Consider the following 17,115-nt stretch of genomic DNA (forward strand, 5'->3'; position numbering starts at 1 on the left):
GCTCACTTGTTTATGACTTAAAAAACTCACGTTTTTATTGCTGGCTCCCGCATCGATGTTCTCCATCCTCAAAGGCATTTGGAGCTGCGCCGGATACAGTATATCACCAGAGAAAAATAAAAAGTGTTTGTTATGGCTATTATTAAAAAACGCGTGCTGATTTTAAGTTCATCCCGTCAAATAAAACTGTCAGGTCACACACTGTGTATATCTAACTCTTTTGAAATCGGAGAGGGCTTTACCAAAAACATCTTCAGCGCCGTGGAAGGAATCAAACCCGGCAGTGGTGTATCGGCAGTAGTCAATCCATTTGAGCTGACCAAAGATGACTGGTTTGAAATCGCCGATTATAAAATTTTTTTGTGGATGCATTTTAAAGATCGCATTCGTCAATTCGGTATCGATAACCCGCAGATCTTTAGAGGAAGTCTCTAGGATGTTGATTGCATCGGAATTGACAACTTGTCCGGAAAATCGGTTTCCTATGGCCATTGGCAAATGCGGAATGGCCCTGCGGGCCTTTTCCCTGGGATTGTGGACGCATTTTCTGCGTCGGCAAGATGTACAGTTGTGCACAACTATTATTGGCCTCCGGAGTCGGCCATTTTTAAAACTAGCGCCATTCCCGCTCTTTTGGCAGGAGTAAAAAGTTGAACTCATGAACAGGCATAAGGTAGCAGCAGATGAAGCCTTGCGATTTGATGTAAAAACCCGGATTAATACCCACCACTTTAACCGGTTACGGCAATTGTTATCTAGCTCCCACTACCGCACCATGAGCGAGCTATTGCGTGACATCATCTGCGAGGGAAGGGTAGTGGTCATCACCCAGGACGAAAGCCTGGACGTAGTGATGGAACAGCTGGTCATCTTGCGCAAAGAACTAAACGCCATTGGCAACAATCTCAACCAGATCGCCAAAGCGCTCAACACACCTGCGGAAAAAAAGCGGCAACCAGTTCCCACAACGGCCATCATTGAACAGATCCAGGCCCTTGGCGCAGATATGCAGCCGATTTATTCTCTGATTGCCAGACTCTCTAAAGTATGGCTCCAGGGGTAACACCATTAAACATGCAACGGAATGAAACAAGCAAACATCGATCAGATGCTGGCCGTATTGGAGCAGCAGTCGCAGGCTGGAAAGCCCTGGGTGGTCTATGAAAAATATAAATTACCGGAGCACCCCAGCGAACTGTCGTTCTTTGATTCTGCCACCGCCGCTGCCGCATTCTGTGAAGCAAACCAATGGGTGCGTGACCCGGAAGACGGCAGCTACAATGAGGGATGTTACCACTTTCACACGGCCGCTAACCTACAAGCTGAATACCAATATCTCAGTGGGGAGCCTCCTAAATTGCTGATTTCACCTGATGTGCTATGGCGGCATTTACTGGACAATAATATTCATCCGCACAATTTGTTTGACGAACGCAGTGCAATAATCAAGCTGGCCTATGGCAGGACAGAGGTCATGAGCAAACCGATCACCTTTATCCCCAACCAAGTCAGTTCCCAATACCATATCGTGCAGCATTCCCACCAGTCAGCCGGGTTGATCTACGAACTTGGGCACGGGACCAAGGTGTTGTATTCTAACAGCGATTACGCATCCGCAGTAGGGGAATTTTTCTCTTTGGGGGAAAGACTTCCTCCTGATCAAAAGGGCTACTCTATCAACCTAAATTTCATCATCCAGTACAAGGACCTGCCATTGATCCTGGACATGGAAGGACACCCGGCCAATAATTGTGGGCTAACGTTGGGATATGTCAACAACAGGAATGGACAGGTGGCCTTTGAGTTGGTGTGTGATCACCATCGTCCCATTATTACTAACCTTCAATTTTTTACCCGCTACGATCCTGAGCAATCCAGGCTGATCCACCTGGATGACCGATTGACGGAGATATCACCAGGTTCGACCCTGCTCTCCGTTTCTGAGCATTACTACCATTCCAGGATTGACAACAAACTCATCGATCAGGTGCTGTATAATAGTCAAAAATATCATCTCCGGTCTTCTCATGAAAATCCTGGCATGGCAGGACCTGATGGAGAACAACGCATGGACACCGGCCTCAAACCGTAATGAATATACCCGTAAATGTGGTTTTCAAATGATCGCCCGTATTACCAGCAGTAAAAGTTTTAGGCAAGTGGTTTACTACAATGAAAATAAACTGAAAGACAAATCAGCGCAGTGCATCGATGCCGTTGGTTTCGGGCAGGAACACTACACCCTGACCTCGAAAGAAAAACTGCAAAGGCTGCAGAAACAGGCTCGCAAAAACCGGCAGGTCAAAACCAATGCGATGCACATCAGTCTCAACTTTGAACATGGTGAAAAGTTATCCCAGTTCAAACTGCGGCAGATTGCGGCCAGTTACATGGACAAAATTGGTTTTGGCGGACAACCATACCTGGTCTATCTCCATAAAGATGCCGGGCATCCACACATCCATATCGTCACGACTAATATCCGGGATGATGGCAGCCGCATTCCCACCCATAACATCGGCGCCACCATTGGCATGGTAGCGCGCGAACAAGTGGAAGAAGAATTTGGACTGGTAAAAGCTGCCGGTCGCGGCAACGCCTACTTCCAAGGTATTGTACCGGCAGATATCGAAGGGATCCTGGGCGGTACTGTAAAGAACAAAGCGACAGTGTCCAATATCGTCCGGGCCGTGCTTTCCAAATACCAGTTTACTTCGCTGGGAGAATTTAATGCCATTCTCCGGCAGTTCAACGTGATGGCGGACCCTGGTGCCGAAGGCTCCCTGCTCCGTGAACGGGAAGGCATACTCTATAGCGCCATCGACAAAGAAGGCGAAAAAGCAGGGGCGCAAATCAAAGCCAGTAGCATCTACGTCAATGGCTGGGGGAATTTACCCAACAGTCCAACCACCCGGTTACTGAAAGCCAAGTATGAGCAGTCCGCTTATCGCAGACAGGCGTTCCGGGATGAACTTGCGGCTACCATTGAACAGATCCTGCAACAGGGCGTGCTCTTTTCTGAATTCAGGGAGCGGCTCCGGGCAAAAAAGATTGAGATAACGGTGCGCTATAACGTGAAGGGGCATATGTCAGGGATCATTTTTGTAGACCATGAAAACGGCGTAGCCTTCCAGGGTTCAGACCTGCGCAAAGGGATGGGCGCGGCCGGCATCGCCGCGCGGCTGGTCAGCGCAGAAAATATTACCCGCTCCTTTAACACCCGTCTGGTCAACGACACCCTGGCTGCCACTGTATATTCGGAGGGGTTTGTCCAGGTGCTACGGGCATGGAAAGATAGTGGGCTGCAAGTAGAAGCAAGGCAGTTGCCTGATGGTGCGGTGTACTTTTATATGGGCGCAACCCATCTTCCCACGGGCAGTTTCATCCCGGCTCCATCTCATATTCAAAAGTATTTACTGGTCAACCTTTCGCGTGCTGACAGCCGCACCAACCGTGGTTACCGCCGCCGGGAAGACAGCCCCGCCGAGATCCATGCCGCCGTGTCTACTTTGGCTTCTTCCGGGTTATGGTTGCATTCGATCATCCGCGAACTGGTGACCGCCGAAGAAGAACAAGGTCATCTGCCGTATGAATTATTAAAAGAAGCCAAGAAGCGCAAAAGAAAAAAGCGCTCCAGGTAATAAAGTTATTGCCCACACGCATTGCTCCACCTATAAAAAGTTACATCCATGAGCACCGGGGAAAACGACCAGATGCTCCGCGGGGTCATTGACCTATTGCGGCTTTCCAGTATCGTGTTACTGGGATTACACTTTTACATTTATTGCCATGGCACCGTTCTCGACTGGGGACTGACTGCCGATTTTCTGACGGGCATGATTCGCAAAGGACAACACAGCCCATTTTTTACCAACCCCCACCTGATGAAGGCAGGGGTACTGGGACTCCTGATTGTCGCCCTTATCGGACTGAAAGGGAAAAAAGACACCAAAGCAAAAGGCTCAAATATAATTTGGCTGCTGGCGATTGGGTCGATCTGTTATTGGGCCAGCCCCCTGTTGATGCATCCAGCGATATACAGCACCTGGAACGGACCATTGTATATCCTGCTAACAGCCTTCGGCTACATCCTTTTGCTCACCGGCGGTGCACGAATATCCCGGTTGATCAAAGTACACCTGGACAAGGACGTCTTTAACGAACTGAACGAGACCTTTCCGCAAGTGGAAGACTACCAGGCCAACGAGTACAGCATCAACCTGCCTGCCAAATATAACCTGAAAGGCAAAGTCCGAAAAAGCTGGATCAATATCCTGGCGCCCTTTCGCGCTACCATGATCATTGGCTCCGGAGGTGCGGGAAAATCCTATTTTATAATTCGTCATTATATCACCCAAATGATCTCGAAACATTTCACGATGTTTCTTTACGATTTCAAGTGGGATGACCTGAGCAAAATTGCTTACAATGCTTACCTAAAATACAAGGACACCTATCCTAAGGCACCAAAGTTTTACTACATCAACTTCGATGAACCATCGCGTACGCATCGCTGTAATGTAATTCCACCCGACAACATGATGGACATTGCTGATGCCGCCGAGTCCAGCAGAACCTTGCTCCTGGCCCTGAACAGGGACTGGACGAGGAAATCCGGCGAATTTTTCATCGAGTCGCCAATAAATTTTGTGACTGCAGTGTTCTGGTTTTTAAAAAAGTATCGCAATGGAAAGTATTGCACGCTACCGCATGCTATCGAATTTATGCAGCTACATTATGATGACCTGTTCCCGATACTGGGGACAGAAAATGAGATTGAAGTCTTAATAGGGTAGCGCTCATCCATCAACGTGGATGAGCGCTACCCTCCAGGATAAACCCGTTTATTTCGGCCTACCTGAACCGGGCCATGGAACAACTCGAAGGTCAGGTGGCCAGCGCCAAAATCGCACTGGCTCGTTTGGTATCACCCTATCTGTATTATGTGCTCACCGGTAACGACTTTTCACTGGACATCAACAATCCAGATGATCCAAAGATTGTCTGCGTGGGTAATAATCCCCAACGCGTACAGATCTACGGTGCGGTTCTATCGTTATACATCACTCGCCTCAGCCGGCTGATCACACAAAAGGGCAAATTACCCAGCACTATCATTGTGGACGAGCTGCCCACAATTTATTGGAATGGGGCGGAAAATTTGGTAGGAGTTGCACGAGGCTATAAATGCGCCTGTGTTTTTGCGGTCCAAGATTATTCTCAGTTGAAAAAAGATTACTCACGGGAACAGGCGGAGGTACTCGTAAATATTTGTGGCAATCTCTTCTGCGGCCAGGCGGTGGGAGACACCGCCAAAATGGTCTCTGATCGTATCGGGAAAATCATGCAGCCCCGCGATTCGGTGGCCATCAACCGGCAGGATACCAGTGTTACCAAAAGCACCCAGCTGGAAGTGGCCGTACCTCCATCACGTATATCCCAGCTATCAAGCGGTGAATTCGTAGGGATGCTGGCCGATACTCCCACTGAGATTATTAAACGAAAAGCATTCCATTGTCACATTCAAAATGATCATGCCGCCATTGCCGCCGAAGAAGCTGCCTACCAGGAGATTCCCATTGTAAAGGAAGTCAGCCATGCGGAGGTGATGGCCAACTTCCAAAAAGTAAAAGATGATGTCAATGAAATCCGCTACACCGAAATAGAAAGAATAAAAAATGACCCGAATCTTTCCCATCTCCTATTCATCAAACCGGGGCAGTAATCCTATTGCCCCGTCCTATTATAGAATACGGCGATTACAGTGGAGGCTATAAATCGCCCAAGGTGAGCCCCACAAAAGTTGATAGTGGCCGAAACCAGCTCCCATCTGTAAACAACGTGTTGGAATGAAAAATACGTCCTACCGAAATCGAGATATTATCGATAACCGGAACGGTGATCTTTACCAAGGGCGCCAGCCGCAATGGCCGGACCAGGGCATCTGATAGTTCCAGGGTTTGCGATTTGCTGCTGGTGTAATGGGGATACGAGGTCCAGGTAAATATGCCTTGCAGGCCGGTAGACAAGGATGGAGAAAACCGCGCCCCCGGCCATGGGGTATAGCAGACTTGCAGGGCTAAAGAGAGGTCAATATAGGCGGAGTTAACATCAGTGAGATGTTCTCCTCCCCAGGTAGGAATAGTGTCCATCGTATAAACATCATAGTAACTAAAATATCCCATGGCCTCCACCTTAAAGGCTATTTTCCCCCGCAACAGGGCTGGGCCCACCCGCTTGCCGATGGCGGCAACGAAGGGTAGCGCGCCAGGAATATGGTAAGGCAAATGCGGTCCCGATGATGACTGGTGCCGCAGTCCAGTCCAACCAATTGCGATCATCAAATAAGGCCCTTTGGGCTTGGGGAATAGCACTCCTTCCTTGCTGGCGTCATAAAGGATATCGGATTGGAGCATATTGAGCCTTTTGACAATACTGGTCAAGGGGCCTACTTCATAGGTTGCGTCCAGGATTTCCTTCTCCATGAAATGCAACTGAAATTCCTTAGCCAGATCCAGCAGCTTTTTTTTAAAGGCATTGTTGAACAATAATTCCTGTGATTCCTCTTTTGCCCCCACGCCATAGTCTAACTCCCTTATCATGATATCATTTGAATTACTGTATTGCCAGAAGAAATGGTCCTTATAATCCCGGTAATAGTACAGGTTCAGCCGGTAACCCTCAACCAGCTTTTTCAAAAATACGGTCGCCTTGCGGGTTCGCTGCTGACTAATATTAAGCAGCGTTGATCCCTCATCGACCGGCCGGTCATCTATTTCAACCTCCTTGCAGAGAAAGGCACAGAAACCGGGCATCTCAAACCCCTGCAGGTCCCGCGGGAAATACAACACCTCCCGGCGATCACCGTCAAAAGAAATGAAATGGACATTCTTAGGTGTTTGCATGCCTTGTTCGATCCGCAGTTTACCAAAAAGGGTATCTCCGTTTTTTTTGATGATATAACCATCCTGGGGCCGGTATTGGGCATGGCCAGTCAGGCACACGAGGCATAGCAGGGTGGCCGGCAATAAGCATTGCTTGAACATATCGTAGTTATTGTTTATGGTTAACAAAATCGTATAAGCACATACGCCCTGATCCAAGACGCCGCCGTATGCAACTGCTTCCCTGGTTGGTTAAAAAATAGAGGGTTACGATGGACATCGCCTCCCCCCATTGATGGTTGTTTTCAAGTGTGTAATGCGGATGTGCAGGCAGGGAGGGGTATTGTCCTTGTTATCTCCTCACGATAACAAATCTTTCTAAAAGTCTCTCATAGGGAAATATCCAATTTTGTTGCCCCAGACTAGAGTGTGTCTATTTGTACGAAACTAAAAATCTCTATTGCGAACAGTTCATTACCATCGGCCAGTTTATCCTTTACCAAATAAATTAGGTTTTCAAACATGCCGGCCTCTTTACCCATGGCATTTTTGATTCGTTTTGCCAGGTTAATTTTTGCCGTATCGAATTGCTGTGTATATTCCATTTTAGCCATTCTCAGCTCTACATCGAGTGACAGGTTTGTTGATGCCGAGTCCATCAGCCTGCAGGCAAAACGAAGGTCGAATCTTGGCATTTCCTTTCTTGCAAGACTATCTAGTCGCCTGAAAAAGTCCATGTTTAATGCTGGAGGCTTCACTGGTTTAGGCTGGCAGGCCGGTAGAAAGGGTAAAACAGCGGGTACCAGCCATAGGATAACGATGAGTTGTTTCATCTAAGCGTGTTTAATGATTAGTGGATGTTTGATGATTATGACGATGTTGAACTATATCCTTGTTATTCGCTTTGATTTTTGTCAACAGCAACATCTCGATTCTGGCAAGTTGCTTCGATAATCTGCATCCATAGTTAGCCAGTTCCTTATTGAGTTCCTCCAAATCTGACCCATCCGTGGCCAGCGACATATTCACCGGACCCGGCCAATGGCTCTTGTCCACCACCGGCACTCCCGGCGAAAAAGTATATTTAGTATTCAGGTAAGACACCAACTGATTGATCCCCTTATTTCGAAGGGTAATTCCATCACTGCCCACCTTAAACTGGGATTTTTCATGACCGGATGGGATAAGTGTTTTGCGATCATGGGTAAGGCACAGGCAATACATTGCCCGTGTAACGATTCTTCCCCGCAAACCATACATAAAACCGAAAAACCGGTTTAAGTCCTCCATCATTATCCTAAACAAGGTCGCTTCATGCACAGTGCTGATCCTTAAAGCATAAATAAAACCATGTTTGAGCCGCCAGGTTTTCTGGAACGATTCATCCCATACCGCAAGACTGGTCATCGGCGGCAGCACCAGCTCCTGCATCGCAGGCGGCAGCTCATCGATCATCAACCGGTTATAGGGCAGGTAACGATCACGAAAGCGACTGAGCGCGACCAGGTACATTTCCGCTATCGATAAATTGAGCAACTCCACCCGATCCTTCTGAATGCTGATCACTCGTGCAGCACCTGGCAACGCCGTACCTTTTGCAAACGTGCTCTGTTGCTGTAAAAAGACATAATCCGATTCTACCTGCAGCTCTCCGCCAGGCCATTGTAAAAGGACGGTTTCTACCTTCATCTTGTTTTGCTTTATTTAACAGCCACCAAGGATGTCGATGCTGGGGCAGGATCAGCACATTTAGGTTGCATCATCACGCTCAGCAAGTACCCAACAACACGATCTCCAGAACACGATCTCCACAATCCATAGATCACAACCAACCACACACCTGAAATCGATTTTACCACTATCCTCCAACCACTTCCCTCATCCCTCAGCGCCTCCTATAAGGAAACGGATGGAACCAGCCAATAACCAATATTGTTGATATTTTGACCTGTCCTCCACCAAACAATCTGTTCTGAGAACAAGGGGAACATCGAAACTAGGAATGGGGATACCTGTTTATATGGGCGCAAAGGCTGCTGCCGGCCATCGCGCCAGCAGCCTCCTGAGCGCTTGCGGAATACGCAACTCCTAATAATATAGAAAAACGTTTTTAGGTAAATAGTACCCCTGTGGAACCGGATTTTTTAGCCGACATGGAAGATTATAACTTTTTGGGGGATTTTCGGAGGTTTTGGACCTTTTTGCCGAGGGCCGCTGCCTTGCCTTGCAGGTATTTTACACCCCGTTTCTTCAGGTTTTTAACCGACTGGACCTGAATGTTTAATCTACGGGCAATTTCATTCGGCCCCAGGCCATGGAGATAGGATAGCACGATGATCTCCCGGTAAGTCTTTGGCAGATCGGCCAGTTGGGCGTCCAGCTGTTGGTTCAGCAATGCTGAAACCTCGGCATGAATGATCTCCCGCTCCAGGTCCGGGGTGGGCTCCTCGGACAGCGCCTCCAGGTAGGCGTTTTCACCTGTGAGCTTTTTCTTGTATTTCTTTCGGTAGTTTTTGCAATGGCCGAGCACCGAAACGTACAGGTAGCTTTTTACGCGGGCAAGGGTTGCGAACCGCTTATTCTTCAGTTTCCATAAATCCAGCAGGGCATCATGGACCGCCTCCTGGGCCTGGGCGCGATTGTCCAGCAACCGCTCCGCGAAATTTTGCAAACCCGGGCCCATCATGTCCCTGATCTCCGCCAGGGCCTTTTCGTTCTTAGCCATTAACCCCGCAATAATCTCCTGCTCTGTCATCGCTGTTTGTTTTACTAATCATTCCCCAGGATCCGCATCAGGGGTGCGGGTCCGTTTTTTGCTGTTTACACAACAGACCCGGCGCCACCAGGCATCCCGACAAGGGATGTGTCCGTATGGTATATGTAAGGACGGGGGATGGGTTCAATGTCTTCAAACCCGTACCTTACCTGTAACATATTCCATAACGCTTTAGACCTGAAATGCCACTGGCCTTTCAGGTCTGCACCCGTTACGAAAAAATTCATTATCAAATAAATAGCTGCACCCGTGTAATACCAGGTGATCGAGAAAGTATTGATCTATGAGGTTGGTTGGGAACCTACCGGCTTGCGCTGCCCGGCAAGGTTTGAAAGTGAACGGCTGCTAAGAAAGGAAAAAGGTGCAACACAGCAAAATAATGTGGACATTTTTCATGGAATTGACAATTGTATATTTTTTATCCACTAAGTGGTTATTGATTCGACAGGTTTTCGAATTATAAATTAAATGATATAAATTCGACTGAAGAACAGAAGGTGTAATAGCGTAAAAAATTAGTTTTATCGGGCTCAAGCGATTTTGCAGGAAATAGTTTATTTTGTCAGCGATAATTGCTGATACTTAGCGCTTAAAAAACAAATGACCCCTTCACCCTGCAATGTTTGCTTCAGCCTGAATAGCTGCAAAGGATTCAATATTGCCGGGCCGCAAAGGGCCATTTATTTTTAGAACACATCTTCCATACCAGACCATCAAACCTTATTGCAGACTCCAATAATTCAACATCCAAATTTACTTGGTTGGTTGGTTGTACTCTTTTTGAAGAAAGTTGCGGGTGAGCACAGGCCAGCGGCCTGATTCATTCCAATCGGTTAAGGCATAGATTAGACAGCATTTCCGTAAAATGCCTTTTAGTTGCCTGGCTAAAAGCCATACTGCATGTATTAACCTGATTGCATGATGCCCCACTGTTGGATGAAGCAACCGATTTTTCCGTATTGAACCACAATGACCAATTTACCGATGGGGACTACAACAAAAAATGATCTGGTAATCAAGTTCCAGGAAGGCTGTGCAAGGGCGTTTTCGGCTGTATACGATGAGCTGTCACCGTTTCTGTATTTGTACGCCCGTAAGCTCACGAAGGACAAAGCGATCGCCGAAGAAATTGTCCAGGACGCCTTCGTTGCCCTCTTTCACAAACGATCCGGACTGGACCTAACCAAGGGCCTGACCGGCATCAAAGCATACCTGATTGTCTGCATTCAACATCGCACCATGCGCACCCTGGAAATAAAAGCCAAAGCAGAAGCGCGAATCCGCGAATTAAGCCATCACATCCCGGTCGCCCAGGACCCGGAAGTCTTCCGCCAGGAAATCGTATCCTCCATCTACCATCGCATGCGCCAGGAAATTAAAAAACTCTCCAAGACCCAGCGGCAGGTCTTTGAACTGCTCTTTATAGAAGAAAGGACCCCAGAAGAAGCCAGCCAGATCCTGCACCTTTCCAAAAAAACGGTGGAAAACGCCAAGAGTCATATTGTCGGCATCCTTAAAAGTTCTGAACTACATTTCACGACCATCCTGCCGATTTTCATTGCCTTATACCTCGAGTCCTATAATTAGCCTTTTCCCTACGACTTACCTTACCAGGCATGGAATTCCTTCAGGGATACTGGATGCCTGATCATTTACGGTATTTGTAAGCCATTGATTTTTAAACAGCTTAAAAAAAGTTCAAAAAAAGTTCACTTTTTTCGGGAGGATTGACCCTGAAAATGTATTTATATATACAGAGGGTCTACCTTGATGTTAAGATGACCCTGGTAAGCGGGAATGAGAAATACGCCAATGTCAGCAATTATCAATTTTCAATTTTCCCCATGAGCAACAAAACAGACTACGATCTTTCTAAGTTGATATATCGCCGCATCAGCGGTGAGGAACTCAGCGATGAAGAAGATGCGTACCTGCAACAATGGAAAGACGCCGATGAGCGAAACGCTGAAACATACAACAGCCTAGTGGACTCAGCAAAAAGGCAGCGGGATTTTTTAGACGTGCTGATCACCACGCGTAAGATGAAAACCATCGTTGAGGACCGCCTCAAAGAAAGCTTTACCTCTGCGCGCAAGGGTCCCAACTTCTTCTGGAAAACATTGCCCTACTGGGCTGCAGCGATTCTGGTTATTGCTGCCGCTACCGTTTGGCTTTTAAAGCCTGATCGCCAGAATATAGTTAATACTGCAGGTAAACGTACGCCGGCCCTAATTCAACCTGGCACCGACAAGGCTATATTAACATTGGCTGATGGATCCACGCTGCCACTCAATGCACAAGATACCGGGTTGCTGACCAAACAAGGCAAGGCGGTAGTGGTGCAACAGGGTAACGGCCAATTATCATATCAAAATACATTGCCGACCGATGCCGTGGTATACAACATCATCACCACGCCCCGCGGCGGACAATATCGTATAGTCCTGGCTGATGGCTCGAAGGTATGGCTCAATAGCGCCACTAAACTTCGTTTCCCTTCAAGTTTTGAGGGCAACCATTCCCGGACGGTAGAGTTATTAGAAGGCGAAGCCTATTTTGATGTCAGTCATAACAAGCAACTACCCTTCATCGTAAAAGTGCTGCTGCCTTCGATGTCCCATCCCATGGAAGTAACCGTGCTGGGTACGGAGTTTAATATCATGGCCTATCCCCGCGAAGGGACCGTGCGCACCACGCTGGTCGCCGGGAAAGTGGCGATCACCAATGGAGCTTCCAGGTACGAGCTGCGGCCCATGGAGCAGGCGATCTCCGATACCAGAGTTGATAAGATGAACGTTTCCGCGGTGAACAATATTGATACGGTCGTGGATTGGGTACATGGGATGTTCGAATTCAAAAACGACAACCTGACCACCTTCTTAAATAAGATTAGCATGTGGTACGATATAGACGTAGAATATGCGAACGCTACCGAAGGGCAGGCTAGTTCCAGACGAAAGGGCATCACCGCCAGTATCCGGCGCACGACCAGCCTTAGTGAAGTGCTGCTGGCATTGCGTGGGGTAGGAGTAAACTACGAAATCAAAGAACGAACTATTATCGTGTTCTTGTAAATAGGTTTTCAACTTTGTTGGTCCTCGATTTAGATTTTGGTAAATGACTCATGTGTTAGAGGACCCGCGGTGCGGGTGCTGAAAGGCAGTACAGCCAATCGTGGTCCATACAAACACATGGGCTATCCCATTACAACAGAGGATTCGGTGTCGCTCTGACTCCTCTTTTAATTTTCTTTATCTGACTAGTGATATATTAAAAGAAATGAGCAGGAATTTATTCATAGAAAATGCAACGCATGCATGTAATGATGTACTACGCAGCCATGCGCCCCTGTGCGCCGGCAGCGTATTGCACCGTCTATATATTAGGGGAACTGTTTTTCACCATAATGGGAATACAGGTTTTCGAACCTTTTACTTGGTGTTGAAGTTGAATACTATTTTTCACCTGATCCGGCAAATGAGGAACGCCGGTGATCCAACACAGAAAAGGATCCCCTTCATTTTTCATCATCCAACCATTAACCAAAGCCGAATCCACGAACTGATGCAAAAAACTGAAAGGTTTTTATCCTGGCGTCTGTTCCCCAAAAAAATGCAATGTTACCTCGCTGTTTCTCCTGGTTCCGACCCGTTTCCGGTTCCAGGGGAGGCAGCGGGTATTGCCTTTTATGGACAGTAGGCACTATCAACGATTGTTTCTCCATTTTATCCCTTTGCCATTACACTTATCCCATGGATCCTTCATCTTATGAGGATAGCGGCAGGTGCAAAACAACTGCTGGGCAACATGAATAGGGAATTTAGCCATAGATAAGAACACATGTGAATTGTAACATCGAGAATCCTGGAGTTTTGGGAGGAATATGGGAAGCTAATTGCCTGCAGACCAAGCAGCACCGGGGACTATTTTATAAACTATAAATCAATTACGGTTATCCGGCATAAAAAACCGCGCGGGTTAGAGCCCCGAACGGTTTTGGGTGTCAGGAAAATTACCAAAGAAAAATCTGGCTAAGGATTTTGCTTATTTAATTAATTCACCTAACAACGACAAAGTTATGTATTCCTCTACTTTCAACCAAGTGGCGCGGCCTGCCGTGCGCGATCGCTCCATGATTAAATTGTTGGTTATGAACAGCTTTACTTTTATCCTTTTATTCCTGTCCTTCCAGCTTTTTGCAGGCGATGGCCTGGCTCAGCGTGTAACATTGAATTTTAGGAACGCGAGGGTGGAGGATGTGATCAAAGAAATCCAACGTCAAACCACCTATAACTTCCTTTACTTCGAAAGTGATCTCAGGGATGCAAAAGCTGTTACACTTCAATGCAAGGATAATCCCTTGGATCAGGTGCTGGAAGTGTTGAAGACAAATCAGCCGTTTGATCTGGTCGTGGAAGGAACAACGATTTTACTCCGTTCGCATAGCTCCAAGGAACCTATTCCAGAACAAGTGGGACCTCCTGCAGTGAATATTTCCGGGCGTATCACGGATCCTAATGGAACACCGTTAGGAGGTGCTACGATCATAATTAAAAGAACACAACGTGGTACACAGGCTAATGCCAATGGTGAATTCAAACTCACTGAAGTGAGAGAGGACGATGTTTTGATAATATCCTTCGTAGGTTTTCAATCAAAATCTGTTACGGTTGGAAAAGGCCAGCAATTTCCAATAGTACTGGAGATCGCATCTAAGGAGTTAGATATGTTTGTCCGACGTGGATATGGCGTGGTAAGTGAAAGGTTTAACGTAGGTAACGCCACAGTTGTTAGAGGGGAGGAAATAGCCAGGACGAATGTATCAAATCCGATGCGCGCCTTAATTGGCAAAATTCCAAATGTGGATGTTTCAGCGACAGCGGGAAATGTTTACGCACCTACTAATATTGAAATTAGAGGAAGGGAATTTATTGGATCCAATCTTGCCCCCAATCCTTACATCCTAATAGATGGTGTTCCAATGACAATTTTGGATATTGGTGGCCAATCAGGTGAAGATGGTTCGAGGGGCATTACGCAGAATAAGTTTAATGGACCAGCAAATGGTCAAGATTTAATGTTCAACTTGAACCCAGAGGACATTGAATCAATTACAGTACTCAAGGACGCCGCAGCGACTGCAATATATGGATCACTTGGTGGGAGTGGTGTTATTTTGATTACTACAAAGAGGGGCAAACCTGGAAAATTAAAATTAAATATTAGTGCGTCATCGGGTGTTAGCAGAGTAACAAGGTTTCATGATATGCTTTCAACTGAACAATATGTGGAAATGAGGAAAGAGGCACTGAAAAATGATAATCGACCTATAAATAATTCGACAGCTCCAGATCTGACGCAATGGGGGGAAAAAAATTACACCGATTTTCAAAGGTTTCTGTTTGGAAAAGATGGCAAGAATAATTCGATTCAGGTTAGTTTGTCAGGAGGTGAGAAAAACACGGTATATCGAATTAGTGGAGGATTTCAGAAAGTGGCAAACATTACAAATTATAGTGGTTCTAATGATAAGGCGTCATTACAGTCAAGTTTTCAGTATGCAACAAACAATCAAAAAGTGAAGATAGGACTCGTTAGTTTGTTTAGTTATTCCAAAGTGGACGAAATTTCTACTTTTTCTACTCAATCATTACTTCCACCGAATGCTCCTGCTATTTTCGATTCTCTTGGTCGACTAAACTACCAGGGATGGCAGCCTCTAACTGGTTACTTCGGATTTAGCAATTTGCTCATGGGGTATATTTCTAAGACAGATTTTTTTACTTCCCAACTTTCAATTGAGTATGAGCTGTTGAAAGGCCTCAAGCTTTCAGCAAATTTAGGTTTTTCAACGATTCGGAATGGTCAGATTCAAAAAACTCCAATTATATCACAAGATCCTGAGTTTAGTCCTACTGGATCAGCTCAATTCGGTAATAATAATAGTAGCAGATGGATTGTCGAGCCTCAGCTTACGTATCAGCGGTTGATCGGGCAGGGGAAATTGGAATTACTATTGGGTACTACAATTCATAAAAACACACAAAATGGAAATTCAATTATTGGTTTTGGGTATGTTAACGACAATCTACTCAACTCCGTTTCTAATGCTCCAGGTGTTGAGGTATCCGATGGTTGGGGGCAATATAGATATGCTGCTGTATTTGGTAGGCTTAATTACAATTTTAGAGATCGCTATTTGCTGGAAGTTTCCGCAAGACGCGATGGTTCTTCGCGGTTTGGCCCAGGGAATCGATATGGGACTTTTGGTGCAGTTGGCGTTGGCTGGATACTATCGGAAGAAAAATGGATGCAATTCGCATTTCCTGTCTTAAGTTTTCTAAAGTTGCGCTCTTCTATTGGATCAATTGGTACTGACAATATTGGAGATTATTCATATTTAAGTAGGTGGAGCGCATCAATTAACTATGCAAAACCCTACCAAGGTACTCAAGCTTATGTTCCATTACATCACACAAACCCCGATTTAAAATGGCAAATAAATAAAAAATTTGAAGTAGGTTCTCATTTGGGATTTTGGAATGATAGAATTTTCTTGCAAGCGACATGGTATAGAGACGATTGCGGTAACCAGCTTGTTACAATGCCCATTTCTGCCATTACTGGATTTTCCACAGTCAATGCCAATCGTAATGCGGTTGTTAGAAATTCCGGGTGGGAGTTTTCACTTCAATCCACCATTCTAAAAGCAAAGGATATTAGCTGGATAGCTAATTTTAACTTGGGTTTGAACCAAAATAAGCTTGTATCATTTCCTGATCTTGATAAATCTCCTTATGCTACTGTTCTTGTCGTAGGCGAGCGGCTGTTTCGACCATCACGATTAAGATTTTTAGGTGTTGATCCTCAAACTGGATTATATGTGGTTGAAGATGTTAATAAGGATGGCGAAATTTCACAAGTTCCCATTAACCAAGGTGGAGATAAATACTACTTGGACGATGCACACGTAAAATACTCTGGAGGTTTCGGGAGTGAATTTAGGTTCAAAGGACTAGAGATTAATGTTTTTTTTAATTATGTCAGAAATCCCAGATTAATAAGTGGGATATATTCATCAACTATCCCTGGCCGCCTAAGTGCTTCTGGGAATCAATCAGTAAAGGTTTTAGATAGGTGGCAAAAACCAGGTGATATCGCACGTTTCGCAAAATTTACTTCAAGGTCTGATCTTACCTATAGCTATTTATTGGACTCAGACGGAATATACTCTGATGGTTCTTACATCCGCCTCCGGAACATCTCTTTCGGTTACGAACTTCCTGATCATTGGATAAATAAATTAAACATCAAGAGTGTTAAAATTATCGGTAAGGCAGATAATATTCTAACATTTTCCAAATTTGAAGGTGTCGATCCTGAAATTCCGACTTTTGGTTCTGTGCCCTCTCAGAAAGTAGTCACTTTCGGAATTCAAATAATTCTCTAAAAAAT

At 45.9% G+C, this 17,115-nt stretch carries 13 protein-coding genes; 9 read left to right on the top strand and 4 right to left on the bottom strand.

The window, feature by feature from the left end; genetic code table 11:
• Positions 1-132 precede the first annotated feature (132 nt).
• The 6 genes from HB364_RS13655 to HB364_RS33130 all read left to right on the top strand — a co-directional run bounded on the left by HB364_RS13655 (position 133) and on the right by HB364_RS33130 (position 5,725).
• Positions 133-435 (top strand): hypothetical protein, encoded by a 303-nt coding sequence (locus tag HB364_RS13655; protein WP_167288526.1) that lies wholly within the window; start codon positions 133-135, stop codon positions 433-435.
• Between the two features lie 223 nt (positions 436-658).
• Positions 659-1,063: a plasmid mobilization protein gene (locus HB364_RS13660; protein ID WP_167288527.1), complete on the top strand. Its 405-nt coding sequence runs from the start codon at positions 659-661 to the stop codon at positions 1,061-1,063.
• Between the two features lie 21 nt (positions 1,064-1,084).
• Positions 1,085-2,092, top strand: coding sequence for a hypothetical protein (locus tag HB364_RS13665; RefSeq protein ID WP_167288528.1), 1,008 nt, complete (start codon positions 1,085-1,087; stop codon positions 2,090-2,092).
• A complete protein-coding gene (locus tag HB364_RS13670) occupies positions 2,028-3,641 on the top strand; it encodes a relaxase/mobilization nuclease domain-containing protein (RefSeq protein WP_167288529.1) in 1,614 nt (537 codons plus the stop codon). Before HB364_RS13665 ends, HB364_RS13670 begins: the two co-directional genes overlap by 65 nt.
• Positions 3,642-3,689: 48 nt before the next feature.
• A complete protein-coding gene (locus HB364_RS33125; RefSeq protein ID WP_246228489.1) occupies positions 3,690-4,796 on the top strand; it encodes a YWFCY domain-containing protein in 1,107 nt (368 codons plus the stop codon).
• A gap of 74 nt (positions 4,797-4,870) precedes the next feature.
• A complete protein-coding gene (locus HB364_RS33130) occupies positions 4,871-5,725 on the top strand; it encodes a TraM recognition domain-containing protein (protein ID WP_246228490.1) in 855 nt (284 codons plus the stop codon).
• 46 nt (positions 5,726-5,771) lie between these two features.
• On the opposite strand, the gene HB364_RS13680 is transcribed toward HB364_RS33130, so the two are convergent.
• From HB364_RS13680 to HB364_RS13695, 4 genes are all read right to left on the bottom strand, one after another.
• The gene (locus tag HB364_RS13680) at positions 5,772-7,046 is read right to left on the bottom strand and encodes a hypothetical protein (RefSeq protein ID WP_167288530.1); all 1,275 of its coding nucleotides are present in this window, start codon (positions 7,044-7,046) and stop codon (positions 5,772-5,774) included.
• Between the two features lie 260 nt (positions 7,047-7,306).
• Positions 7,307-7,717, bottom strand: coding sequence for a hypothetical protein (locus tag HB364_RS13685; protein WP_167288531.1), 411 nt, complete (start codon positions 7,715-7,717; stop codon positions 7,307-7,309).
• A 10-nt stretch (positions 7,718-7,727) separates the two neighbouring features.
• Complete coding sequence (locus HB364_RS13690) at positions 7,728-8,573, bottom strand: hypothetical protein (RefSeq protein WP_167288532.1); 846 nt, start codon at positions 8,571-8,573, stop codon at positions 7,728-7,730.
• Between the two features lie 472 nt (positions 8,574-9,045).
• Positions 9,046-9,639, bottom strand: a complete 594-nt coding sequence (locus HB364_RS13695) for an RNA polymerase sigma factor (RefSeq protein ID WP_167288533.1) — start codon at positions 9,637-9,639, stop codon at positions 9,046-9,048.
• A 990-nt stretch (positions 9,640-10,629) separates the two neighbouring features.
• Between HB364_RS13695 and HB364_RS13700 the strand changes: the two genes are divergently transcribed.
• The 3 genes from HB364_RS13700 (at position 10,630) to HB364_RS13710 (ending at position 17,110) form a co-directional block, all read left to right on the top strand.
• Positions 10,630-11,247, top strand: coding sequence for an RNA polymerase sigma factor (locus HB364_RS13700; protein WP_167288534.1), 618 nt, complete (start codon positions 10,630-10,632; stop codon positions 11,245-11,247).
• A gap of 191 nt (positions 11,248-11,438) precedes the next feature.
• Positions 11,439-12,734 carry a FecR family protein gene (locus HB364_RS13705; RefSeq protein ID WP_167288535.1) on the top strand — a complete coding sequence of 432 codons (1,296 nt, stop codon included), beginning with the start codon at positions 11,439-11,441 and terminating at the stop codon, positions 12,732-12,734.
• Between the two features lie 926 nt (positions 12,735-13,660).
• Positions 13,661-17,110 (top strand): SusC/RagA family TonB-linked outer membrane protein, encoded by a 3,450-nt coding sequence (locus tag HB364_RS13710; RefSeq protein ID WP_167288536.1) that lies wholly within the window; start codon positions 13,661-13,663, stop codon positions 17,108-17,110.
• The last annotated feature ends 5 nt before the right edge of the window (positions 17,111-17,115 follow it).

Origin of the sequence: Paraflavitalea devenefica, from assembly GCF_011759375.1 — a bacterium.
In the GTDB taxonomy this organism is placed as follows: Bacteria; Bacteroidota; Bacteroidia; order Chitinophagales; family Chitinophagaceae; genus Paraflavitalea; species Paraflavitalea devenefica.